This window comes from Pseudomonas sp. NPDC089395 (genome assembly GCF_044749525.1).
Taxonomy (GTDB): Bacteria; Pseudomonadota; Gammaproteobacteria; order Pseudomonadales; family Pseudomonadaceae; genus Aquipseudomonas.
Genome location: NZ_JBIVID010000013.1, coordinates 95,580 through 116,908, shown reverse-complemented (window position 1 = coordinate 116,908; position 21,329 = coordinate 95,580). Strand labels below are relative to the sequence as shown.

Annotated in this window: 17 protein-coding genes, 4 tRNA genes and 1 pseudogene; 10 read left to right on the top strand and 12 right to left on the bottom strand. The window is 63.1% G+C overall.

The features are described from left to right. The first annotated feature begins 12 nt into the window (after window positions 1-12). The 7 genes from ACIPZG_RS23605 to ACIPZG_RS23575 all read left to right on the top strand — a co-directional run bounded on the left by ACIPZG_RS23605 (window position 13) and on the right by ACIPZG_RS23575 (window position 3,827). Window positions 13-1,224: an O-succinylhomoserine sulfhydrylase gene (locus ACIPZG_RS23605; protein WP_400717380.1), complete on the top strand. Its 1,212-nt coding sequence runs from the start codon at window positions 13-15 to the stop codon at window positions 1,222-1,224. Next, window positions 1,221-1,994, top strand: a complete 774-nt coding sequence (locus tag ACIPZG_RS23600) for an SDR family oxidoreductase (RefSeq protein ID WP_008090136.1) — start codon at window positions 1,221-1,223, stop codon at window positions 1,992-1,994. The genes ACIPZG_RS23605 and ACIPZG_RS23600 overlap by 4 nt, the downstream gene beginning before the upstream one ends. A gap of 195 nt (window positions 1,995-2,189) precedes the next feature. Further along, a tRNA-Val gene (locus ACIPZG_RS23595) sits at window positions 2,190-2,265 on the top strand. 80 nt (window positions 2,266-2,345) lie between these two features. Beyond that, window positions 2,346-2,422, top strand: a tRNA-Asp gene (locus tag ACIPZG_RS23590). Window positions 2,423-2,521: 99 nt separating this feature from the next. Further along, window positions 2,522-2,598 (top strand) — tRNA-Asp (locus ACIPZG_RS23585). Window positions 2,599-2,739: 141 nt separating this feature from the next. Next, window positions 2,740-2,816 (top strand) — tRNA-Asp (locus ACIPZG_RS23580). A 189-nt stretch (window positions 2,817-3,005) separates the two neighbouring features. Next, window positions 3,006-3,827, top strand: coding sequence for a DUF2242 domain-containing protein (locus ACIPZG_RS23575; protein WP_400717378.1), 822 nt, complete (start codon window positions 3,006-3,008; stop codon window positions 3,825-3,827). Window positions 3,828-3,893: 66 nt separating this feature from the next. Here the strand turns inward: ACIPZG_RS23575 and ACIPZG_RS23570 are convergent, their stop codons facing one another. The 7 genes and pseudogenes from ACIPZG_RS23570 to ACIPZG_RS23540 all read right to left on the bottom strand — a co-directional run bounded on the left by ACIPZG_RS23570 (window position 3,894) and on the right by ACIPZG_RS23540 (window position 10,824). Further along, a complete protein-coding gene (locus tag ACIPZG_RS23570; RefSeq protein WP_400717376.1) occupies window positions 3,894-5,045 on the bottom strand; it encodes an MFS transporter in 1,152 nt (383 codons plus the stop codon). A 29-nt stretch (window positions 5,046-5,074) separates the two neighbouring features. Next, entirely contained in the window at window positions 5,075-5,446 is a 372-nt protein-coding gene (locus tag ACIPZG_RS23565; RefSeq protein WP_400717373.1) for an ethanolamine utilization protein EutQ, read from the bottom strand. After that, window positions 5,443-6,771: an NAD(P)/FAD-dependent oxidoreductase gene (locus ACIPZG_RS23560; RefSeq protein ID WP_400717371.1), complete on the bottom strand. Its 1,329-nt coding sequence runs from the start codon at window positions 6,769-6,771 to the stop codon at window positions 5,443-5,445. Before ACIPZG_RS23560 ends, ACIPZG_RS23565 begins: the two co-directional genes overlap by 4 nt. A 9-nt stretch (window positions 6,772-6,780) precedes the next feature. Beyond that, window positions 6,781-8,016, bottom strand: a complete 1,236-nt coding sequence (locus tag ACIPZG_RS23555) for an FAD-dependent oxidoreductase (protein ID WP_400717403.1) — start codon at window positions 8,014-8,016, stop codon at window positions 6,781-6,783. Beyond that, window positions 8,005-8,166 (bottom strand): annotated as a pseudogene (locus ACIPZG_RS23550) (rubredoxin); the annotation flags it as partial. The pseudogene ACIPZG_RS23550 and the gene ACIPZG_RS23555, both read right to left, overlap by 12 nt. Window positions 8,167-8,177: 11 nt before the next feature. Next, on the bottom strand, window positions 8,178-9,623 hold the full coding sequence (locus tag ACIPZG_RS23545; protein WP_400717369.1) for an aldehyde dehydrogenase family protein: 1,446 nt from the start codon (window positions 9,621-9,623) through the stop codon (window positions 8,178-8,180). 10 nt (window positions 9,624-9,633) lie between these two features. After that, entirely contained in the window at window positions 9,634-10,824 is a 1,191-nt protein-coding gene (locus tag ACIPZG_RS23540; RefSeq protein ID WP_400717367.1) for an aromatic ring-hydroxylating dioxygenase subunit alpha, read from the bottom strand. 396 nt (window positions 10,825-11,220) lie between these two features. Between ACIPZG_RS23540 and ACIPZG_RS23535 the strand changes: the two genes are divergently transcribed. Further along, window positions 11,221-12,924, top strand: coding sequence for a BCCT family transporter (locus ACIPZG_RS23535; protein ID WP_400717365.1), 1,704 nt, complete (start codon window positions 11,221-11,223; stop codon window positions 12,922-12,924). 65 nt (window positions 12,925-12,989) lie between these two features. Here the strand turns inward: ACIPZG_RS23535 and ACIPZG_RS23530 are convergent, their stop codons facing one another. The 3 genes from ACIPZG_RS23530 to ACIPZG_RS23520 form a co-directional block, all read right to left on the bottom strand. After that, a complete protein-coding gene (locus ACIPZG_RS23530) occupies window positions 12,990-13,898 on the bottom strand; it encodes a LysR substrate-binding domain-containing protein (RefSeq protein WP_400717363.1) in 909 nt (302 codons plus the stop codon). 401 nt (window positions 13,899-14,299) lie between these two features. Further along, window positions 14,300-15,340: an AraC family transcriptional regulator gene (locus ACIPZG_RS23525; RefSeq protein ID WP_400717361.1), complete on the bottom strand. Its 1,041-nt coding sequence runs from the start codon at window positions 15,338-15,340 to the stop codon at window positions 14,300-14,302. Between the two features lie 4 nt (window positions 15,341-15,344). Further along, complete coding sequence (locus ACIPZG_RS23520) at window positions 15,345-16,463, bottom strand: nitrilase-related carbon-nitrogen hydrolase (protein WP_400717359.1); 1,119 nt, start codon at window positions 16,461-16,463, stop codon at window positions 15,345-15,347. Between the two features lie 184 nt (window positions 16,464-16,647). Here ACIPZG_RS23520 and ACIPZG_RS23515 point away from each other — a divergent pair, with 184 nt between their 5' ends. After that, window positions 16,648-18,684, top strand: a complete 2,037-nt coding sequence (locus ACIPZG_RS23515) for an FAD-dependent oxidoreductase (RefSeq protein ID WP_400717357.1) — start codon at window positions 16,648-16,650, stop codon at window positions 18,682-18,684. A 75-nt stretch (window positions 18,685-18,759) separates the two neighbouring features. After that, on the top strand, window positions 18,760-19,659 hold the full coding sequence (locus tag ACIPZG_RS23510; RefSeq protein ID WP_400717354.1) for a 1-aminocyclopropane-1-carboxylate deaminase/D-cysteine desulfhydrase: 900 nt from the start codon (window positions 18,760-18,762) through the stop codon (window positions 19,657-19,659). Here the strand turns inward: ACIPZG_RS23510 and ACIPZG_RS23505 are convergent. Together ACIPZG_RS23505 and ACIPZG_RS23500 are read right to left on the bottom strand one after the other, a co-directional pair. Further along, window positions 19,650-20,195, bottom strand: coding sequence for a cytochrome b (locus tag ACIPZG_RS23505; RefSeq protein ID WP_400717352.1), 546 nt, complete (start codon window positions 20,193-20,195; stop codon window positions 19,650-19,652). The two genes, ACIPZG_RS23510 and ACIPZG_RS23505, sit on opposite strands and share 10 nt — an antisense overlap. 145 nt (window positions 20,196-20,340) lie before the next feature. Next, the gene (locus tag ACIPZG_RS23500) at window positions 20,341-21,324 is read right to left on the bottom strand and encodes a DUF1853 family protein (RefSeq protein WP_400717350.1); all 984 of its coding nucleotides are present in this window, start codon (window positions 21,322-21,324) and stop codon (window positions 20,341-20,343) included. Between the last annotated feature and the right edge of the window lie 5 nt (window positions 21,325-21,329).

Genomic DNA, 21,329 nt, shown 5'->3' with positions numbered 1-21,329 from the left:
GGGAGCAGCGGCATGACGGATCAATGGGATGCCGGGCGACTGGACAGTGACCTCGAGGGTGTCGGTTTCGACACCCTGGCGGTGCGCGCCGGTCAGAGCCGTTCACCAGAGGCAGAACACAGCGAAGCGCTGTTCCTGACCTCCAGCTACGTGTTCCGCACGGCCGCCGATGCGGCTGCGCGCTTTGCCGGCGAAACGCCGGGCAATGTCTATTCGCGTTACACCAACCCGTCGGTGCGGGTGTTCGAAGAGCGCCTGGCGGCCATGGAAGGTGCCGAGCAGGCCGTGGCCACCTCCACCGGCATGGCGGCACTGCTTGCCGTGGTGATGTCGCTGTGCAGCGCCGGTGACCATGTGCTGGTCTCGCAGAGCGTGTTCGGCTCGACCATCAGCCTGTTCGAGAAGTACTTCAAGCGCTTCGGTGTGCAGGTGGACTATGTGCCGCTGGTCGACCTGAACGGCTGGGAAAAAGCCATCAAGGCCAACACCAAGCTGCTGATCGTCGAATCGCCATCCAACCCGCTGGCGGAGCTGGTCGATATCGCCGCGCTCAGCGAAATCGCCCACGCCCGCGGCGCGATGCTGGTGGTCGACAACTGCTTCAGCACCCCAGCCTTGCAGCAACCGCTCAAGCTCGGCGCTGATATCGTGTTCCACTCGGCCACCAAGTTCATCGATGGCCAGGGCCGTTGCATGGGCGGTGTGGTCGCAGGGCGCAGCGAGCAGATGAAAGAAGTGGTGGGCTTCCTGCGCACCGCTGGCCCGACCCTGAGCCCGTTCAACGCCTGGATCTTCACCAAGGGCCTGGAAACCCTGAAGCTGCGCATGCGTGCACACTGCGAGAGCGCCCAGCTGCTGGCCGAATGGCTGGAGCAGCAGGAGGGCGTGGAGAAGGTGCATTACGCCGGCCTGCCTAGCCACCCGCAGCATGAATTGGCCAAGCGCCAGATGAGCGGCTTCGGTGCGGTTGTAAGCTTCGAGGTCAAAGGCGGCAAAGAGGGCGCCTGGCGCTTCATCGATGCCACGCGGGTGATCTCGATCACCACCAACCTGGGTGACAGCAAGACGACCATCGCCCACCCGGCCACTACTTCCCACGGCCGGCTGACGCCGCAGGAGCGTGAGGCTGCGGGTATTCGCGACAGCCTGATCCGTGTTGCCGTCGGCCTGGAAGACGTGGCCGACCTCAAGGCGGACCTGGCGCGTGGGTTGGCGGCATTGTGATCGACTGGAAGGGTGGCGGGCCGGGCCATAACGGCCGGGTAGCCCTGGTGACCGGTGCCGCACGCGGCATCGGCCTGGGCATCGCTGCCTGGCTGATCTGCGAAGGCTGGCAAGTGGTGCTCAGCGACCTTGACCGTCCACGCGGCGCCAAGGTGGCCAAGGCCTTGGGCGACAATGCCTGGTTCATCACCATGGACGTGGCCGACGAAGCCCAGGTCAGTGCCGGTGTTTCGCAGGTGCTCGGGCAGTTTGGGCGATTGGACGCGCTGGTGTGCAACGCGGCCATCGCCAACCCGCACAACCAGACCCTGGAAAGCCTGAGCCTGGCACAATGGAATCGGGTGCTGGCCGTCAACCTCAATGGCCCGATGCTGTTGGCCAAGCACTGCGCGCCGTACCTGCGAGCGCACAATGGCGCGATCGTCAACCTGACCTCGACCCGGGCCCGGCAGTCCGAACCGGACACCGAAGCTTACGCGGCGAGCAAGGGTGGCCTGATGGCGTTGACCCACGCCCTGGCCATGAGCCTGGGCCCGGAGATTCGCGTCAATGCAGTGAGCCCGGGCTGGATCGATGCCCGCGACCCCTCGCAGCGCCGTGCCGAACCCTTGACCGAAGCCGACCATGCCCAGCACCCGACGGGCAGGGTAGGGACCGTGGAAGATGTTGCGGCCATGGTGGCTTGGTTGCTGTCGCGCCAGGCGGCGTTCGTCACTGGCCAGGAGTTCGTGGTCGATGGCGGCATGACCCGCAAGATGATCTACACCTGAGCTGCCAGTTGTGATGAAAGGGACCGAGAGGTCCCTTTCTTGTTTTTGTCTGAAGCGGCCCTTTCGCGGGGCCAGCAAAGACAAACCCTCTTTTTCGTTTTTTTGAAAAAAATTCAATGGGGCTATTGACTTAGCTCCGCCACCTGCGTAAATTTCGCGGCCTCAGCGAAGTAAACGCAACAAGCAACATCGCGGGGGTGATTAGCTCAGCCGGGAGAGCATCTGCCTTACAAGCAGAGGGTCGGCGGTTCGATCCCGTCATCACCCACCACTTCCTGAGGTTGTTCCTGGCGCAGACGGTTTCGAAAGAAGCTGAATGCCAGAGAGGAACAGGACGCAAGTCCACACTGCGCAGCGGTAGTTCAGTCGGTTAGAATACCGGCCTGTCACGCCGGGGGTCGCGGGTTCGAGTCCCGTCCGCTGCGCCATTTTCAGTAACAGATGGGTGCCTGTCACCGGTCTGAGCCAAAAGGCAGAGATGCCTGAGGCTGATCCCAGTTTCAATCAGGCAAAAGCCTGAACGATACGCAGCGGTAGTTCAGTCGGTTAGAATACCGGCCTGTCACGCCGGGGGTCGCGGGTTCGAGTCCCGTCCGCTGCGCCATCTTCGCTTCGAGGCCCCATGAACGCCTCGATGCAAACACAAAGGAAGCGAATGACCATTCGCTTTTTTTGTGCCTGCCCTGAGGCCTTCGAGCCGGAAGGGTAGACCCAGGTTTCAACCGGGCGCAAGCCTGGATGATACGCAGCGGTAGTTCAGTCGGTTAGAATACCGGCCTGTCACGCCGGGGGTCGCGGGTTCGAGTCCCGTCCGCTGCGCCATCTTCGCCTCAAGGCCCCTTGAACGCCTTGAAGCAAAACGAGAAAGCGACCTTAGGGTCGCTTTCTTCGTTTCCGGCCCCATGCAGTCAACATTTACACGAAGCTGACTGACTCTTCACTGATGAACGGTTTCAGTGTCCCGGTGCAGTGATGCACAATAGAGCTCTCTCGACATACCCGGAATTCGCAATGACCAGATCATCCGTCTTTGGTGCGCTCGGGCTGGCCCTGGTGCTGGCGGGCATGACCGGTTGCTCTTCGAAAAAAACCGCGATCTACGAGCACGAGAACTTCGATGACTCGGGCACCTACTCGCGCAGCTTCCAAGTCAGCGAGGCAGGCTCCTGCGAGGCTGCCCGGCGTGCGCTGCTGAGCCAGGGATACATCATCACCAGCAGTGGCCCCAATCAGATTGCGGGCAACAAAAGCTTCCAGCAGAACAACGAAAACCACCTGCAGATCAGCTTCAGCGTGACGTGCGCGCCTGACAGCAGCGACGAGCAGCGCTCGACGGTGTTCGCCAATGCCCTGCAGGATCGTTATGCGCTCAAGAAGTCGAATACCTCGGCCAGCCTGGGTGTCGGAATTCTGGGTTCGGTGTCGATGCCCATCGGCTCCAGCGACGACTCGATGGTCAAGGTCGCCAGCGAGACGGTAACCGCTCCACAGTTCTACGAACGCTATTTCGCGCTGGTGGAGAGCTATCTGCCCAAGCCGAAGAAAGTCAGCAAGGCCAAGGCCAAGGTTGAGGCCCCCGCACCAACGGCAGAAAAGCCAGCGCCTGCCCTCGGACTGCCGGAGCAGGTTTCGACGGCCCCTGTGGCGCCGGCTGTATCCGAACCTGTACCTGAACCAGCGCCAGCACCAACCGCGCCGGCGGACGAAGTCACGCCCGCGCCAACCGTGGATGACAGCCAAGGCTCGCAGCCAGTCGCACCGCCGTCGGAGACCGCGCCGATTCAGGTGCAGCAAGACGCCCAGCCTAGCGAGGCCACGCCTCCCGCGCCGTGAAGGTGCGGGCTGCAAATGCAGCAGCCTGGGCGGCGCGAGCTACCCAGGTTGCAGTCGTGGTCACGGCTAGCTCGCCACCACCAGATCAACGCTGCGTTTGGCTCTGATGAAACAGGCAATCATCGCCGTTACGCCAATGCAAAACACATACATGGCTTGTGGTCCGGCATGTTCCATCATCGCCCCAGCTACCAAAGGCCCGACAGTTGCGCCGATACCAAAGGTCATCAAGAGCACGCCGGCCAGGGATACCCGCAGTTCTGGCTCCAGGTTGTCATTGGCATGCGCCACGCCCAGCGGGTACAGACAAAACTGTAGAAATCCGATTGCAGCCCCAGCCAGCATGATCCACCGCTGATCGGATGCCAGGCCCAAGGCCAGCGGTAAATAGGCGATACACAGCAATACTGCGGTCGCGCGGATCAGGAAGATGCGTGGCAGGTGATCCGACAGTTTGCCCAACGGCAGCTGCGCCAGCAGGCCGGCTGCAATGCTGATGGCCATGAACTGCCCGACCTGCGCCGGGCTGAAGCCCTGTTGCGCGGCATAGATCGGGCTCAACCCATAGAGACAACCGTTCAACAGGCCCGAAGCAAGAATGGTGAACAACGACTGGGGCAGCCTGCGCAGGTACAGCATGGGTTTGATCCTAGCCTGACTGATGAGGCCAGGCTGAGCTCCGCCATGCAGGGCGAGGGGGATCAACCCCAATGCAAAGGCGATGGCCACGCCGCTCAACGCAAGGGTGTGCAACCCTTGCCCGAGGGTGAGCATCAGTTGCCCGAGCATCATGCCGACGTAGCTGGCCACCATATACAGCGACATGGCTGCACCTCGCCGGTTGATCGGTGCGCAATCGTTGAGCCAGCTCTCGATGACCATCAACTGGCACATCATGGCTGCCCCAACGATAAACCGCAGACTGAGCCACAGCGGCAAGCCGTCACTGAGCTGATGGGTCAGTACCGCGGTGACGATCACCGCGGCGCTCACCACAAAAGCCCGGGCATGGCCCACCAGGCCGATCAACCAGTAGCCGGAGCGAGCCCCCAACACCATGCCCAGTGCGTTGGCGGCCATCAGCGCGCCGCCCCACAGCTGTGACACACCCGATGCATCCAGGCGCAGGGCCAGATAGGTCATCAGCAGGCTGGAGCCCAGTTGCATCAACAAGGCAGCGAAATAAATCGTGCCGAACCGTTTGGATAGTGCGAACACTTGTATTCCCCAGACCCTGCGGTCATTGGTCAGGCAAGGCCGTGGCGCTGCTTCCAGTCGCCCGGGTACACCACATAACCGAACAGCGCATGGCCTGCGTACACCAGCGCCGTGCCTTCGGGAATCCACAGCATCTGGCCTGGCGATACGCGATACACCTCGCCGTTGGCCTGGAGTTCGAAACAGCCTTCAATGACGAAAATCACTTCGTCGTACAGGACCGTCCACGCCACTTCGGCACCTTCCCAGCGAGCAAAGCCGATGCCCAGGTTCGGCGACACTTCGTTGCTGATGGCGCGTGCCACCCAGGCATCACCGGGCGGGCCGCCACGCTGGACGAAATCCAGGTCCCGGTGGTCGACCAGGCGCACCGGGCCTTTGCCGCTTGTCGTGGGGCTCATACTTCGCGCCTGCTGTTGAAGGCTGCCCAACGAATTCGGGTGCGCACGCCCATGCCCAGGAACGGCTCGGGCGGGTTGCGCGAAGGCATGCCGGTCACGGCACGGATGTCGCTCAGTTGCCGAGAGTCCGCGCCCACTGCCATGTCGGCCAAGAGGGTGCCGGAGATCGTGCCCCAGGCGGCACCAACGCCGTTGTCGCAGGCGGTGGCGAAGACCCCGTCATCGAGCTGGCCGAAGAAGTTGGTGAAGTTGCGCGAGATCGCATAAACCCCGCCCCAGGTATGGGTGAAGGGCACCTGGGCCAGTTGCGGATAACGCGCCTCGAATGCCTTGCGATGATCCTCGCGAATCTTGTTGCGGGTGGCATCGGTGATGCTGCGGCCGTAGCGAGGTACATGCTTGTAGGTATTGCGGATGATCAGGCGCCGGTCCTGGGTCATGCGCACGGTGGTTCCAGCGTGGTCGGCAGGTGTCAGCCCCCAGTCAGCCTGGGCGCCAACCGCCGCCATTTCGGCATCGCTCAGCGGCCGAGTCCAACTGGCGAAGGTCATCACCGGCAGCAGGCGGTTACGCAGGTAGCCGAATTCCTGGGTGAAGATGCTAGTGCCCAGCAATACCTGTGGGGTGCGGATCAGGCCATTGTCGCCGCGCAGCAACCAGTTGCCGTTGTGGTCCTTGTCAAGCGTGCGGATTGGCGACTCTTCGAGCACTTCGACGTTGCTCGGCAGCGAATCACCCAGGCCACGCACCAGCGCGGCGGGCTGCATCAGGTAGCAGCCGGGCGTATAGATGGCACGGCTGTAGTAACGGCTCCCCAGTACCCCAGCCAGCTCGTCCCGCCCGACAACGCGATACGGCTCGCCCAGGTCGGTCATGAGCTTCTCGAAGTGATCCAGATAGTTCTGGCCACGCTCACCTACTGCGCCCTGGTACTTGCCCGCATGGGACCACTGACACTGAATGTCGTGGCGGCCGATCAAGGTCTGCAGTTGATCGATGGCGGCCCGGTTCAGGCCTAGCAGGCGCTGCTTGTGCTGCGGGTCGGGGTGTTCCAGGGCGAACTTGTGCGGCAGGTCGATGACGAAGCCCGAGTTGCGTCCGGATGCGCCATAGGCAATGCGTTGGGCATCCACCAGTATGATGCGCGACTGCGGCAGGTGCTCGGCCAGGCGCCGTGCGGCGGCAAGCCCGGCAAAGCCTGCGCCGATCACCACATGGTCGGCGTTGTGTTCGCCGCTCAGGCGTTTGCTGGGTGCAGGTTCCTGCAGCGAGGCATACCAGCCGCAGCTGCGGTCATCGTGAGGCAGATTGACGATACTGTTCATGGTTCGGCCTCAGGCCACGTTTTGTTGTGTGTCCTGGCAGCTTTGCAGCCAGGTATTGCGTTGCAGTTGTGCCTGGCGCCCGAGCAGCACGAACCCGCGCAAGGCGCCGTCGAGGTCGTGGAATGCAGCGCTCAGCCCATCGCTGGTGGCATCGCAGCGCCATTGGCCTTCGCAGTCACTGGGAGGTGTCAGCAGGCACAGCGGGGCGACCGGGGTTTTCACGGTGACCGGGGCAAGCGGGTAGTGCACGGCGGTCGGCTGGCCCAGCAAGGTCTTGGCCAAGGCACGGATGCCTTCGTTGATCGGTGCCAGGTAGGGCAGTAACTGGCCATCGATCTCCACGCAGTCGCCCAGGGCGTAGATCCCCGGTTGCGAGGTCTGCAGGCGGGCGTCGACCTTGATCCCGCGGCCGCAGTCCAGGCCGGCTTCCAGGGCCAGCTCGAGGTTGGGCCGCAAGCCCACTGCACTGAGTACCAGGTCAGCTTCGACGACTTGGCCGTCGGCCAGGGTCAGGCGGTAGCCCTCGTTGCACGGCGCCACGCGTTGCAAGGTCGTGCGCAGGTTCCACTGGACCCCCAACCCCGACAGCGCCTGCTGCAAGTGCTGGCCCGCTGCTTCGGGCAGCAGACGCTCCATGGGCCAGGCGCCCAGGCCGATCACCCGCACCTGATAGCCACTGCTGGCCAGGTCATTGGCGAACTCGCAGCCAATCAAGCCGTCGCCCAGAATGGCGACCTTGCGTACACCTTCGAGGCGTTGGCGAAACGCGTGGTAATCCTGCAGGTTATTGACGCTGAGCAGCGCGTCGGCGCTGCCCTCGATAGGCACGCGTACCGCAGAGGCACCACTGGCCAGCACCAGTTGGCCGTAGTCCATTTCGCCGAGGCTGGTATACAGGCGCCGTGCGTGGGCATCGATGCGTTCTACCCTGCACCCGGTATGAATACGAATGCCCAATCGCTGCTCCATCGCCAGCGGGCTTTCGCTTGCCAGGGTCGTGGCGTTGCGCCCTTGGGCCAGGGCAATCGACAAGGCAGGCTTGGAGTAGTTATGTCCCGACTCCTGGGTCAGCACCCGAATGTCCAATTGCGGGTCAGCCTTGCGCAGGGCTTGTGCCAGGCCGTAGCCGGCATGGCCGCTGCCGATGATGACCACGGGTTGTGCCGGCCGAGTTGCGAGTACGGGCGCGGCCTGGATGACCGGGGCAGCCGCCACGGCTGCAATCGGGGTGCTGAGTTCGATCATTTCGAAGTCGGCCTTGCCGACCTTGCACTCAGGGCACAGCCAGTCCTCAGGCACATCCTCCCAGCGGGTGCCGGGGGCAATGCCGTCGTCGGGCCAACCTTTGGCTTCGTCGTAGATCAGGCCACAGATGATGCAGAGCCAGGTTTTCATCGCATTACTCCTCACTCACCCTTGATGCGCACGGCCAGGTTCTTGGTCCGGACGTAGCTGTAGAGCGCTTCCTGGCCTTTTTCCCGTCCGAAGCCCGAAAGCCCGACACCGCCAAACGGGGTTTCGATGCCACCGGCATACCATTCGTTGACGAACACCTGACCGGCGCACAGGCGCCTTGCGCAGCGCAGGGCGCGATTGAGGTCCTGGGTGAACACGCCAGCCACCAGCCCGAACACGGTGCCGTTGGCAATGGCTATGGCCTGTTCTTCGCTCTCGAAGGGAATCACCGCCAACACCGGGCCGAACACTTCGGCCTGGGCGATTTCCATGTCCGGTGTCACGTCGCGCAGTACCGTCGGTGCCATGTAGTGCCCGCGCCGGCCCGAGATGGCCTCGCCGCCGGTTGCAACAACCGCGCCCTGCTGTTGGGCGCGTTGGCACAGGGCCTCGATACCTTGCAGCTGGCCCGCGGAGATCACCGGGGTATGGTCCGGATTGTCCTGGCCCAGGCCGATCGTCAGCCCCTCGGCCATCGCCACCACCTCAGCGACGACTTCGTCGTAGATCGAGCGATGCACCAGCAGGCGCGACATGGCTGAGCACACCTGGCCGGCGTTGAAGAAGATGCCGCTCTTCACGCTATTGATCACTTGCTCGCGGTCGGCATCCGGGAACACCAGGGCCGCCGATTTGCCGCCCAGTTCCATCACGCTGGGTGTCGCGTGTTCGGCAGCACTGCGCAGAATGCTCTGGCCGGTCCCGACAGAACCGGTGAACACGATCTGGTCTACGTCGCGATGACCAGCCAGGTAGGCACCCACTTCACGGCCACGGCCGCAAATCAGATTGACCGCACCCTGTGGCAGTCCAGCACGCTCGATGGCCTGCATCAGCACGCAAAGGCCAAGGGGTGACAGCTCCGGCGATTTGATCACCACCGCGTTGCCGGCCGCCAGGGCAGGAGCCAGGGAGCGGGCGCAGATCGACACGGGGAAGTTCCACGGCACGATCTGCAGCGACACGCCCATGGGGTCGTAGACGGTGAAGTCCATGTAGCCGTCGCCCAACGGAATGGACGTGCCCTCGATCTTGTCGGCCATGCCGGCGTAGTACTCGAAGTAGCGCGCAGCCTCGACGAACTCGTCACGGGCATCGCGCAGGCTCTTGCCGTTTTCCTGGCACAGCACCCATGCGCCCTGGTCGGTGATTGCGCGAATCTGCGCGGCAATCTCAAGCAGCCAGGTCACCCGCTGCGCAGGGCGCACGCGGCTCAAGGCGTTGCTGTCGGCACAGCGCCGGGCGGCCTGCAGGGCGCGTTCGGCGTCGGCTACGCTGGCCTGGGCGATGGTCGCGACAGGGTCGCTGGTGCCAGGGTTGTGGATGTTCAGGTACTGCTCACTGTCGGTCCACTGCCCGTCGATGAAGTTCAGCCAGTGCGGGGCTATCGAATGCATGGTCATCACCTCAGACGCGTTGCGCGCAGTCGAGCAGCTGCTGGGCAGCCCACTTGTGGAAGTAGTGGGTCGGCAGGTCCATTTCCGGCGAGAACGCACCGCCGCCGTAGCCAGGCGAGGAGCGGCCCTTCTGCATGCCTTCGACCGAGGCGATGTCTTCGGCAAACACGACGCGCCAGGATTCCATGACCGCCTTGCGCGAGGCGTCGAAACGGCTGTCGAGTGCTTCGTCACCCACGTAGAACAAGCGCAGGTGCTCGATGGTTTTACCCGGTGCCACAGGTTCCAGCATCATGGCGAACGCATGGTCGGCCTGGATGCCCAGCAGCACGTTGGGGAAGAACGCTACGTATTCGGCAGTGCGCAGGCGGTCTTGTGGCCAGGACGGGAAGGCCGGCAAATGGGTGCCGGCAACGGCCGAGAGGTTGTAGGCGTGGCTGCCCTGGCCGGCAAATGCCTCGAACATGATGTTGTAGTGGTCTTCCAGGCGCGAGTAGCTGTTCAGGCTCGGGTGTACCCACGGCAGGTGGTAGGCCTCGCAGTAGTTCTCGACCGCCAGCTTCCAGTTGCAGTTGACCTCGATGCTCATGGCACCGCTGTTCGCTTCACGGCGTAGCAGGCCCATGCCGTCAGTGCCCAGGAACGGGTTCCAGCGCTCGGTCAGTGGCTGCAGTTGCGTTTCAAGGGCTGGGGCGTCCCCTGACAGGTTGATGAACACCATGTCCATCCAGATCGTGGTGCGTAGCGCTTTCAAGCCATGCTTCTCGCAGGCGAAACGCTCGTCTTTGTGCTGATTGATCCCGCCGACGTGCGGTGTGCCTTTGAGGCCGCCGTTCAGGTCATAGGTCCAGGAGTGGTAGGGGCAACGGATCACACCCTGCACTTCACCCGGCTGTTGCACCAGTTTCACGCCGCGGTGGCTGCAGACGTTGTGAAATACCTGCACCAGGCCTTCGCGGTTGCGCATCATCAACAGCGGCAGGCCCATGAAGTCGACTGGTTTGACGTAGCTGTTGGTTGGCAGGTCGCTGGCAAAACCGATGCAGGCCCAGTTGCGTCCCAGCACTTGGTCGCGCTCGAGTTCGAAATAACGTTGGTCGGTGTAGAACTCGTTGGTCAGGCCATGGGCTTCATGGATAGGCGCCAGAACGGTTTCCAGGGCATGGACGGGGATAAGGCGGGAATCAGTCGATACGGTCATTTTTGTTTTCTCTTGTTAGATGCACGGCAGGCAATGCCTTGATGCCTGCTGTCAGTTTCAGCAAGAGGAAGAGGGCTCGACAAACGATTTATTTCAGTGCGATTTATCAGTTTTTATCATTAATGATTTATTTGTTGGTTTTGCGACCAGCTGGGGTATGACGGAGGAATGGTCCGTCTTGAGATTTTCATATTAATGATTTTTGGTAATCAATTGATGATTAGAAATGGTTTGTCGAAAGGCGTGTAGTTCTCTCATTTTGATAGGGCCCAAGGGAGCGTGCAGCGCCTTGGGATTATGTGAAGCCCGCCGCCAAGGATCCGGCACCTGCCTGTGGCAGCGGCGCTATACAACCGTGACATCAAACCCTTGAACAAAAACAATAGGGGATAACCAATGCGTGCCGAATCTGGCCTGCTCAAAGGCCTCAATCCCACCGTGACGCTCTGGTCGTTACTGGCCGTTGTCGTTTTCGTACTCTTTTGCGCCCTGTTTGCCCAACATGCAGCAGTGGCTTTTCAAACTGCCTCCGACTTCATCCTGCTGAACTTCAAATGGTTCTATCTGATCTCCGTCACCGGCGTGCTGGGGCTGTTGTTCTATCTGATGTGCAGCAAGTTCGGGCACATCAAGCTGGGACGTGATGACGACAAGCCCGAGTTCAGCTTCGGCTCCTGGATCGCCATGTTGTTCAGTGGCGGCATGGGTATCGGGCTGATCTTCTGGTCGGTTGCAGAACCCATGTGGCATTACGCGGGCAACCCGTTCGCCACCGGCCTCACCGACGAAGCCGCCACCACGGCCATGCGCATCACCCTGTTCCACTGGGGCCTGCATCCCTGGGCCATCTTTACCATCGTCGGCCTGGGCCTTGCCTACTTTGCCTATCGCAAGGGTTTGCCGCTGTCCATGCGCTCGATCCTTTACCCGCTTATCGGCGAGCGCATCTATGGGCCTGTGGGGCATGTGGTGGACATCCTTGCCGTGGTGATCACCGCGTTCGGCGTCTCTCAGTCGCTGGGCCTGGGCGTGGTGCAAATGAACACCGGCCTGAGTCAGGTATTCGACCTGCCCATCAGCCTGGGGGTGCAGATCACCTTGATCGTGCTCATTACCCTGGTCACCACCGTGTCGGTGATGGCCGGTGTGTCGCGTGGCATGAAGCGCCTCTCGGAATGGAACATGCTGCTGTCGGTGGTGCTGGTGGTGCTGATCCTGCTGCTGGGGCCAACCCGTTACATCCTCAACCTGATCCTTGAAAGCACCGGTGACTATGCCAGCCATGTAGTCGGCCTGAGCTTCTGGAGCGATGCCCAGAAAGACAGCGGCTGGCAAAACTGGTGGACCGCGTTCTATTGGCCGTGGTGGATGACCTGGGGCCCGTTTGTCGGTCTGTTCATCGCGCGAATTTCCAAAGGCCGCACCATTCGTGAATTGATCGCCGGTGCACTTCTGGTTCCGACCCTGGTGACCATCATCTGGATGTCGGTGTTCGGGGGGGCCGCGCTCAAGGCCGAGCAGGTCGATCGTCAGCAGCACGCTGAGTGGGTCGCCAAGGGTGAACTGCAGGGCGACAAGGCCAAGTTCGAAGGTGGCACGGTATTGCTGGCGACCAAGCAGGAAACCACCGCTGCCATGTTCACCCTGCTGCACAAGATCGACCCGGGCACGTTGGGCAAGGTTCTGAGCGTACTGGTCTGCATCCTGCTGGCAACCTACTTCATCACTTCGGCCGACTCCGGCACCCAGGTGCTGTGTACGTTGAACGCCATGGGCAGTGCCAACCCGCCACAAAGCATCCGGCTGCTCTGGTGCCTCCTGGAGGGCGCCATTGCCACGGCCCTGCTGATGGCGGGGGGGCTCAAGGCGATCCAGATGGCGAGCATCGCGGCGGGCTTGCCGATTGCGGGGTTCATCCTGCTGATCAGCTACACGCTGATGCGCAGTTTGCGCCAGGAAATGGCTGATGGCCTGCACGATGTGCCGCCGGGTGGGCGCCTGCCCATCCCGGACGCCCTTGTGCAGACCATCACGCCGGTGGGGGCAACGCTGGCAGGCGGGGGGCTGGAGATGGGGCTGACGGCGAAGAAAGCCGGCTGACCACAACCCGGCTCGCAAGGACCAGAACCGACAGCCATCAGCTGTCGGTTCTGCGTTTCAGTGCGCTATTGTTGTATTGAAGGCAGGGCCATCAACCAGTCCCGGAACAGTCGCACGCTTTCACGCGGGCCGCGTTCGGTGGGCGATTCCAGCAGGCAGAACTTGGCATCAGTCTGCAGCACCACATCGTTGGGCTTGACCAGCGCGCCGGTGCTCAACGCATCGTCCACCAGGTTGCCCCAGGCCAGCGCCACGCCCTGCCCGCTGATCGCCGACTGGATCAACATGCTGTAGCTATTGATGTTGACGCGATGCTTGGGGGTCATGGGCCCGTACCCCAGGCGCTTGAACCACTCGGGCCAGCCGACCCAGTCGCGCTGGGAGGCTTCGAGCCACAGCCAGGTGCACGATGACAACCCTTCGATGTGGCTCAGCTGCGGGTGCCTGGCCAGATAGCCCGGGCTGCACACCAGGAAGATTTCTTCCGAAAACAGCGGTGTAACCGCCATGTCTTTGGGCGGTGGGTTGCAGTAGTAGAGTGCCAGGTCGCTGTCGAGCCTGGCGTAATCTTTCACGTGGTCGTGGGCGATGATCCGCAGATCGATGTTTTCATGGGCAGCCTGGAATTCCGACACCTTGGGCAGCAACCACAGTGAGGCCATGGCGGTACTCGTGGCCACGGTGACTTGCTGGTTGCCTTGCCACTGGCGAATCTCGCCGGTGGTGCGCGCCAGGTGCAGCATGCACTCACGCACGGTTTCGTAGTATTGCGCACCCGTCGGTGTAAGGGTCATGGTGCGGGTGGTGCGGGTGAACAGTGCCTTGCCCAGGTAGTCCTCAAGAAGGCGAACCTGACGGCTAATTGCACCCTGGGTGACATTCAGTTCCTTGGCAGCAAGGGTAAAGCTCAGGTGACGCGCCGCAGACTCAAACGCATGAAGGCTGTTGAGAGGCGGAAGTGGCTGGATTTTCACGGGATTGTATTCCAATCATTATTTTTATCAGTCGGCCTATTTTAATGATCGGATCAATCAACGCAGTGGCGGTTTGATGAAATAATTTTCGCCCAACACACCGGACACCCACTATCAAGCCGCCACGTGTCTGCATGGATTGTGTTCGGGCTGAAGCTGCTGCGTTCAGCACCTGCTGAGAAGCGTCTACGCTGAAAATGGCGCAGAGAATCAACGATTGCCAAGTACCGGAGCATCAGCTTGTCATCATGCTTTCATCCCACTCGCCTAGCGTGAAGGCATGACCAACGAAGACAGAACGTGAAAAGGAAGCCGGCGATGGATGACTACCAGGAAGAGCTGCTCGAATACCATGACTATGAACGGGATACCCCGGAGCCGGCCGACGACGCGACCGAGCTTTAACCCACTCGCCGCTGGCTGCGGCGAAATTCCCCTGGCGTAACGCCCGTCCAGCGCTTGAATGCGCGCTGGAAGGCTTCGGCCGATGCAAACCCCAACAGGTAGGCGATCTCGCCAAAGGCCAGTTCCGTGTCGCGGATGTAGGTCTCGGCCAGGTCGCGCCGCGTGTCGTTGAGCAGGCTGCGAAAGCACGTGCCTTCTTCGGCCAGTTTGCGCCGCAAGGTCCAGGTGGGCAGTTGCAGGTGCAACGCCACTTCTTCCAGGTCGGGTTCACGGCCGCCGTTGAGCAGCGGGCCGAGCAGATGGGTGATGCGTTCGCCCAGGCTGCGCACCCGGGTGCGCTGGAGCATTTCCGCTTCACACAATTGCAGCAGGTGCTGCCAGGTGCTTGGGCAGTGTTGCGGGTTGGGCAGGTCCAGCGTGGCGCGGCTCAGGCGCAGTTGGTTGTCACTGGTGCCAAACTGCACGGTAGTGCTGCACAGCGGCTGGTAATCGCTGGCGTAGTCGGGCGCCTCGAATTCCATCTCCAACCGCTCGGCCTGCAATGCAACGCCCGCCAGTGCGCCCAGTTGGGCCAGCCAGCCGGCCAGCAGTGAATCGACCACGAAACGGTTGTAGTTGTTGTAGGGGCTGATCGAATAGAAGCGCAGCCATGCCCCCTGGGGGTCTTCGAGAAAACGGGAATGGCCTCGGTAATTGGCGGCATATAGCGGTTCGAAGCGCAGCAGGGTACGTGCGGCTTCGCCCAGGGTAGGCGCCTGGGCCGCCGTGACGCCTGCCAGGCCGGCCTGGGCCAGCCGGCTCAGGCGCCCCATGTGCAAGCCCAGCGCCGGCTGCCCGCTCAGTGCGATGGCGGCATGCCCAAGGTGCATGTAGCGAGGGATCGACAAGCGCGCGCCGGCTTCGGCCAGGCGGGTGGCGTCGAGCCCGTAACGGCATAGCAGGGGGGCCGGGTCGTGGCCCAGGGCACGCAACGCTTCGGCCAGTGGCTGGACGAAGCCTACCGACAGGTCGCCTAGGCGCACGCGGGGGCGGGCCATCGCCCTACAACCAGACGTTCAACAGGCGCGCGCCGTGGCTGGGCGGGCCCGCCAACAGCTCGCCGGCGTGGTGGGCAAAGCCCTGGCCGTCGCTGCCCTGTTCCCAGAACTGCCCACGCATGAACACGCTCATGCTGCTCACCTGGCTGCCTGCGCCTTGGGTGAGCTGCTGCCAGGCCGCTTGCTCGCTGACTGCGCCACGTTGCAGGGCCAGTTCGGCGGCCGCGTCCTGGTGGCGGTTGCCACGCCAGGGCGCGTCCCAACTGCCCTTGCCGCTGAGAAAGACCGGGTTGGCAACCAGTTGTACCTGTTGTTGCTCCAGCTGGTGTTGGTTCTCTGGGTACCAGCTGTCACTGCCGATCAACACACCCAGGCGCCCAGCTGGCGTTTGCAGTACTTGCAGCGGGAAATGCCGACCATGGTGGATGTAACGCCGCACTTCGCTGTCGGGGTATTGCTGCCGCTGAGGCTGGCCCAGCAATGAACCATCGGCTGCGAACACCAGGCTGCTGTTGAACAGCGGGCCGCTGCCGACATGCAATACGCCGTGTTCGACATAGGGCGCGGGCAACACGATCGAGCCGGCCACCAGGGTTACGCCGAACTCCCGGGCCAGGCCGCCAAACAGTTGCTGGTAGTCGCTGGCCATCTGTTTGGCCTTCATGCGCAAGTGCGCATCGGCGCGGCGGTCATCCCCTTTGGCGCGCAACATGGCCAGCCCGTAGCGCAACGGGTTGCTCAGCTCCAGCCACTGCTGCGCCTCGCGGTCGTGGGTCACCTGATACAGCTCGTTCTTCTCGCCGCGGGCCCACAGCCAGGTGCCGATGTGTTCCGGCAGCACCACGACCGTGCGCGGGCCGATCAGGCCCTGGGCACGGGCCTGCTCCAGGTAGGCCGCGAGCTTGCGGTGCAAGCGCTGCAGGTTCTGGTAGTCGCTGGGGTAGAGCAGGGGTTCGACGCCCAGCAGATTGCCACGCTCACCGGGTACGCCATGGTTGAGCGCCAGCTCGATGCGCAAGTCGGACAAATAATGGCCTTCCGGGCGCTGTTGGGTCCAGAAACCGTAGCCGCACAGAGCGGTGATCATTACCAGCGCCAAGGCGCCTACCAGGAGTTTTCGCATGCGGCGGTAAAGCGCTTATAAGAACAAAGGTTTCCTAGGGTAGTCCTGCTGTGCAGCAGGATCAATAAGTTGTCAGTTTCGATCATTGAGCGCATTCAAACGGCTGTTTAATGTCGTTGGCATAAACGACGGGGCCCGCCGAGGCACCCGCATTCCGTGATCACGCCACATGGGGAACCGTTCCATGGCTGCCGACCGCTATCCGCACTTGCTGGCCCCGCTCGACCTGGGCTTCACCACCTTGCGCAACCGCACCTTGATGGGCTCGATGCACACCGGCCTCGAAGAGCGCCCGGGCGGCTTCGAGCGTATGGCGGCGTATTTTGCCGAACGTGCCCGCGGTGGTGTCGGCCTGATGGTCACCGGCGGTATCGCGCCCAACGACGAGGGTGGGGTGTACTCCGGCGCGGCCAAGCTGAGCACCGAGGAAGAGGCCGACAATCACCGCATTGTCACCGAAGCAGTGCATGCGGCCGGTGGCAAGATCTGCCTGCAGATCCTGCATGCCGGGCGCTACGCCTACAGCCCGCGGCAGGTCGCGCCGAGCGCGATCCAGGCACCGATCAACCCGTTCAAGCCCAAGGCGCTGGACGAGGCCGGTATCGAGAAACAGATCGCCGACTTCGTCAATTGCGCCGTGCTGGCGCAGCGCGCTGGTTATGACGGTGTCGAGGTCATGGGTTCGGAAGGCTACTTCATCAACCAGTTCCTCGCCGCCCATACCAATCACCGTACCGACCGCTGGGGTGGCAGTTTTGAAAACCGCATGCGCCTGGCGGTGGAGATCGTCAGCCGGGTGCGCGATGCAGTCGGGCCGAACTTCATCATCATTTTCCGTTTGTCGATGCTCGACCTGGTCGAGGGCGGCAGTACCTGGGACGAAATCGAACAGCTGGCCAAGGCTATCGAGCAGGCAGGCGCGACGCTGATCAACACCGGCATCGGCTGGCACGAAGCGCGTATTCCGACCATCGCCACCAAGGTGCCGCGCGCAGCCTTCAGCAAGGTCACCGCCAAGCTGCGCGGGGTGGTGAAGATCCCGCTGATCACCACCAACCGCATCAACACCCCTGAAGTGGCCGAGGCGGTGCTGGCAGAGGGCGATGCCGACATGGTTTCGATGGCTCGGCCATTCCTGGCCGACCCAGACTTCGTCAACAAGGCCGCTGCGGGGCGCAGCGATGCGATCAACACCTGCATCGGCTGCAACCAGGCCTGTTTGGACCACACCTTTGGCGGCAAGCTGACCAGTTGCCTGGTCAACCCGCGCGCCTGCCATGAAACGGAACTCAACTACCTGCCCGTGCGCACCGTCAAGCGAATCGCCGTGGTCGGCGCCGGACCTGCCGGCCTGGCGGCGGCTACCGTGGCTGCCGAGCGTGGACACGCGGTGACACTGTTCGACGCAGCCAGCGAAATCGGCGGCCAGTTCAACGTCGCCAAGCGAGTGCCCGGCAAGGAGGAGTTCTTCGAGACCTTGCGCTACTTCCGCAACAAGGTGGACAGCACCGGCGTCGAGCTTCGCCTGAACACCCGGGTCGATGTGCAGTCTCTGGTTGACGGTGGTTATGACGAAGTCATCCTGGCCACCGGCATTGCCCCGCGTACCCCGGCCATTCCGGGGGTCGAGCATGCGAAGGTGCTCAGCTACCTTGACGTGCTGCTCGAACGCAAGCCGGTCGGCGAGGCGGTCGCGGTGATCGGTGCCGGTGGTATTGGCTTCGATGTTTCCGAGTATCTGGTGCACCAGGGCATGGCAAGCAGCCAGGACCGCGACGCCTTCTGGAAGGAGTGGGGGATCGACACCCAGCTGGAGGCGCGTGGTGGCGTGGCAGGGGTAAAGGCCCAGCCTCATGCGCCGGCCCGTCAGGTGTATTTGCTACAGCGCAAGAAGTCCAAGGTCGGTGATGGTCTGGGCAAGACCACCGGCTGGATCCATCGCGCCGGGCTGAAGAACAAGCAGGTGCAGATGCTCAACAGCGTCGAGTACCTGGGGATCGATGATGCCGGCCTGCACATTCGTGTCGGCGAGGGCGAGCCGCAGGTGTTGGCGGTGGACAATGTGGTGATCTGCGCCGGGCAGGAGCCGTTGCGGGAGCTGCAGGAAGGGCTGCTGGCGGCGGGGCAGTCGGTGCACCTGATTGGTGGCGCGGATGTGGCGGCCGAGCTGGATGCCAAGCGAGCGATCAACCAAGGGTCGCGGTTGGCTGCCGAACTTTGAGGTAGGGGTTGGGGACCGCTGCGCGGTCCCCGGTTTTCATTGATAGACTGATGCCCCCGCGTCAGGCACCCAATCATGTCTCCCCGCTTTTTCGACCTTCCCCAAGCCCCCTTGCAGCCCTTGCACCTACCCTGGCTGGAAACCGCCCAGGTCGAAGCCGCCATCCTGCGCCTGGACCTGATCGACCCGCTGATCAGCGGCAACAAATGGTTCAAGCTGCGTCACCACCTGCTGCAAGCCCATGAAGCAGGCTCCCCTGGTCTCATCAGCCTCGGCGGCAACTACTCCAACCACCTTCACGCCCTGGCCGCCGCAGGCAAGCGGTTCGGCTTCGCGACCGTTGGCCTGCTGCGTGGCCACCCCCAGGACACCCCCACGGTGCGTGACCTGCAGGCGCTCGGCATGGAACTGCACTGGCTTGGCTACGGCGGCTACCGAGCCCGCCACGAGGCCGGGTTCTGGGCGCCCTGGCAGGCGCGCTATCCCGATTGGCACTGCATTCCCGAAGGCGGTGGCGGGCTGGCTGGGGCGCAGGGGTGCGCATTGATCGTCGAGCAGGTCCGGGCGCAACTGGCCGGCCTGGGCTGGCCGGACTACCACGCCTGGTGGCTGGCAGCCGGCACGGGTACCACCCTGGCGGGCCTGGTATTGGCCGAGGCGGGCGCGCATGAGGTGCATGGCGCCCTGGCAGTGCCGTGGGATCACGGTGTGCCCGAGGCGGTGGCGGCGTTGGCGGGTAATCGCGGTTATCAGCTGCACGCGGCCTGCCGTGGCGGTTTCGCCAGAATCGATGATGAGCTGCTGGCATTCATCGACGAAACCGAAGGCCGCACAGGCGTTCCACTGGAAGCCCTCTACACGGCAAAGGCCCTGCTGGCTCTGCGCGAGCAGATCGAGGCCGGACGGTTCGCGCCCGGCACTCGCCTGATCTTCCTGCACACAGGTGGCCTGCAGGGCAGGCGTGGTTACTTGTAGGGCAGCATGCGCAGCAGTGTGTTGTCGCGTTGCACGTAGTGGTGGTACAGCCCGGCCAGCGCATGCAGACCGATCAGCCAGTAACCCCAGGTGGCCACACGTTCATGCCAGCCCTTGATGAACTTGGCCTGGTCCGGGTCTGGTCCGATCAAGTGCGGCAGTTCCAGGCCATAGAAAGGCACCGGCTTGTCGGCGGCGCTGAGAATCAGCCAGCCGGCCAGGGGCAAACCGATCATCAGCAGGTACAGCGCCAGATGCATCAAGTGCGCCAGGCCAGTCTGCCAGGCCGGTGGCTTGGGCACGATGGGTGGGGCAGGGCGCACCAGGCGCATGGCCAGGCGTAGCCAGACCAGCACGAACACGCTCAGGCCAAGCATGAAGTGCAGGTCTTTCATCAGATTGCGTTCGGCGCTGTCCTTGGGGAACAGGCCGCGGAACTCGATGAAGGCATAGACGGCGGCCAGCAGCACCAGCATCAGCCAGTGCAGGGCGATGGACAGGCGCGAATAATGGCTCGCGGGGGTGGATGAAACCATGGGCGGTCCTCGTCATCAGGTCAATGGTCAAAGGTGGCGCTCTTGGCGGCGCTCGCTATCAACTGTAACTGCCTGGATGGAATAAAGCTTTGCGCTGGGTCTCTGAAAGCTATGTTGCCTGTACTGGCCCTATCGCCGGTAAAGGTCATCTAAAAACGGGCAATTGCGGCCAGCTATCGGACACCAGGAACAGCCGCTCGACCTCATGCCACACACCCTCTGAGCCTGGCGCCAGCCTGACCAGCATCTGCGCCGGTGCCTGCGGGTCCAATTCCGCCAGCCAAGCGGCGAACTGCAGGGGCGCCCAGCACTCATTCGCTTCGACCCGTGCCGGCGCCAGCCAGGCTTGGCGGGGCAGCGGCTGCCAGCGTTCGCTCGCGCTCATCGGCCAATCCCGGCGCCGTACCCAGCGCCCACGCAGGTGCTCCGGGTTGGCCCCTTCGGGCGGTTCAGCATGCCCAGGCCACGGGTAGAACAGATAACCCGCAAGCCACAGATGCGCCTGCACCTGCTCCACGCCAAGCTCGGCCAGCGCCTCACGGCTGTGTGCTTGACCCGACATCGGCAACTGATGGCCAGCCAGATGCGCCAACTTGTTGCCCAGCCGGTCATGGCAGCCGGGCCCCAGCCACTGCGCCGAGTCACGGCCATCGCCGTCGGCAGGCCCCAGGTAGAGCTTGATGGCCAGTTCCAGGTGATGGGTGCCGTCGCTGTCGCGCAGCAGGATGTCCAGCTCGCCCAATGTTCGGCTGTGGTCGCGGATCGCCAGGTTGGCGGCCAGCAACGCGATGCCCGGCGCCTGGCCCAGGGCAAATTGCCACAGACATTCGTAGTACAGGCCCAGGCGCCGGCTGGTGAGTTTCGCCAGCCACGCGCGCAGGGGCTGGTCGTCGGCGTCCAGCGCCTGCAACCAATCCTTCAGGCGCTGCGGATCAGCCGCCCAGGCGCTGCCCGCCAGCGGATGGCGCTGGGGGCAGGGCGTGGCGCTCAGCAGCGGTGGCGACAGCAGGGCCCAGGCCAGGTCGCGCACGGCAGGGCGGCGCAATTGACGGGGCAGTGCGTGCAGCTCGGCGAAAGGCATCATGCTGCGAGCATAGCCGGTTTGCCGCTGGCCGGTCGTTTCGCCCATAATCC

What these genes read in the sequence shown, in the direction of transcription:
- ACIPZG_RS23520 (WP_400717359.1), bottom strand. Translation starts at nt 16,463, where the DNA reads ATGCGAAAACTCCTGGTAGGCGCCTTGGCGCTGGTAATGATCACCGCT.
- ACIPZG_RS23500 (WP_400717350.1), bottom strand. Translation starts at nt 21,324, where the DNA reads ATGGGCGAAACGACCGGCCAGCGGCAAACCGGCTATGCTCGCAGCATG.
- ACIPZG_RS23565 (WP_400717373.1), bottom strand. Translation starts at nt 5,446, where the DNA reads ATGAGCCCCACGACAAGCGGCAAAGGCCCGGTGCGCCTGGTCGACCAC.
- ACIPZG_RS23525 (WP_400717361.1), bottom strand. Translation starts at nt 15,340, where the DNA reads ATGGCCCGCCCCCGCGTGCGCCTAGGCGACCTGTCGGTAGGCTTCGTC.
- ACIPZG_RS23575 (WP_400717378.1), top strand. Translation starts at nt 3,006, where the DNA reads ATGACCAGATCATCCGTCTTTGGTGCGCTCGGGCTGGCCCTGGTGCTG.
- ACIPZG_RS23545 (WP_400717369.1), bottom strand. Translation starts at nt 9,623, where the DNA reads ATGCATTCGATAGCCCCGCACTGGCTGAACTTCATCGACGGGCAGTGG.
- ACIPZG_RS23535 (WP_400717365.1), top strand. Translation starts at nt 11,221, where the DNA reads ATGCGTGCCGAATCTGGCCTGCTCAAAGGCCTCAATCCCACCGTGACG.
- ACIPZG_RS23560 (WP_400717371.1), bottom strand. Translation starts at nt 6,771, where the DNA reads ATGAACAGTATCGTCAATCTGCCTCACGATGACCGCAGCTGCGGCTGG.
- ACIPZG_RS23510 (WP_400717354.1), top strand. Translation starts at nt 18,760, where the DNA reads ATGTCTCCCCGCTTTTTCGACCTTCCCCAAGCCCCCTTGCAGCCCTTG.
- ACIPZG_RS23555 (WP_400717403.1), bottom strand. Translation starts at nt 8,016, where the DNA reads ATGATCGAACTCAGCACCCCGATTGCAGCCGTGGCGGCTGCCCCGGTC.
- ACIPZG_RS23605 (WP_400717380.1), top strand. Translation starts at nt 13, where the DNA reads ATGACGGATCAATGGGATGCCGGGCGACTGGACAGTGACCTCGAGGGT.
- ACIPZG_RS23505 (WP_400717352.1), bottom strand. Translation starts at nt 20,195, where the DNA reads ATGGTTTCATCCACCCCCGCGAGCCATTATTCGCGCCTGTCCATCGCC.
- ACIPZG_RS23515 (WP_400717357.1), top strand. Translation starts at nt 16,648, where the DNA reads ATGGCTGCCGACCGCTATCCGCACTTGCTGGCCCCGCTCGACCTGGGC.
- ACIPZG_RS23540 (WP_400717367.1), bottom strand. Translation starts at nt 10,824, where the DNA reads ATGACCGTATCGACTGATTCCCGCCTTATCCCCGTCCATGCCCTGGAA.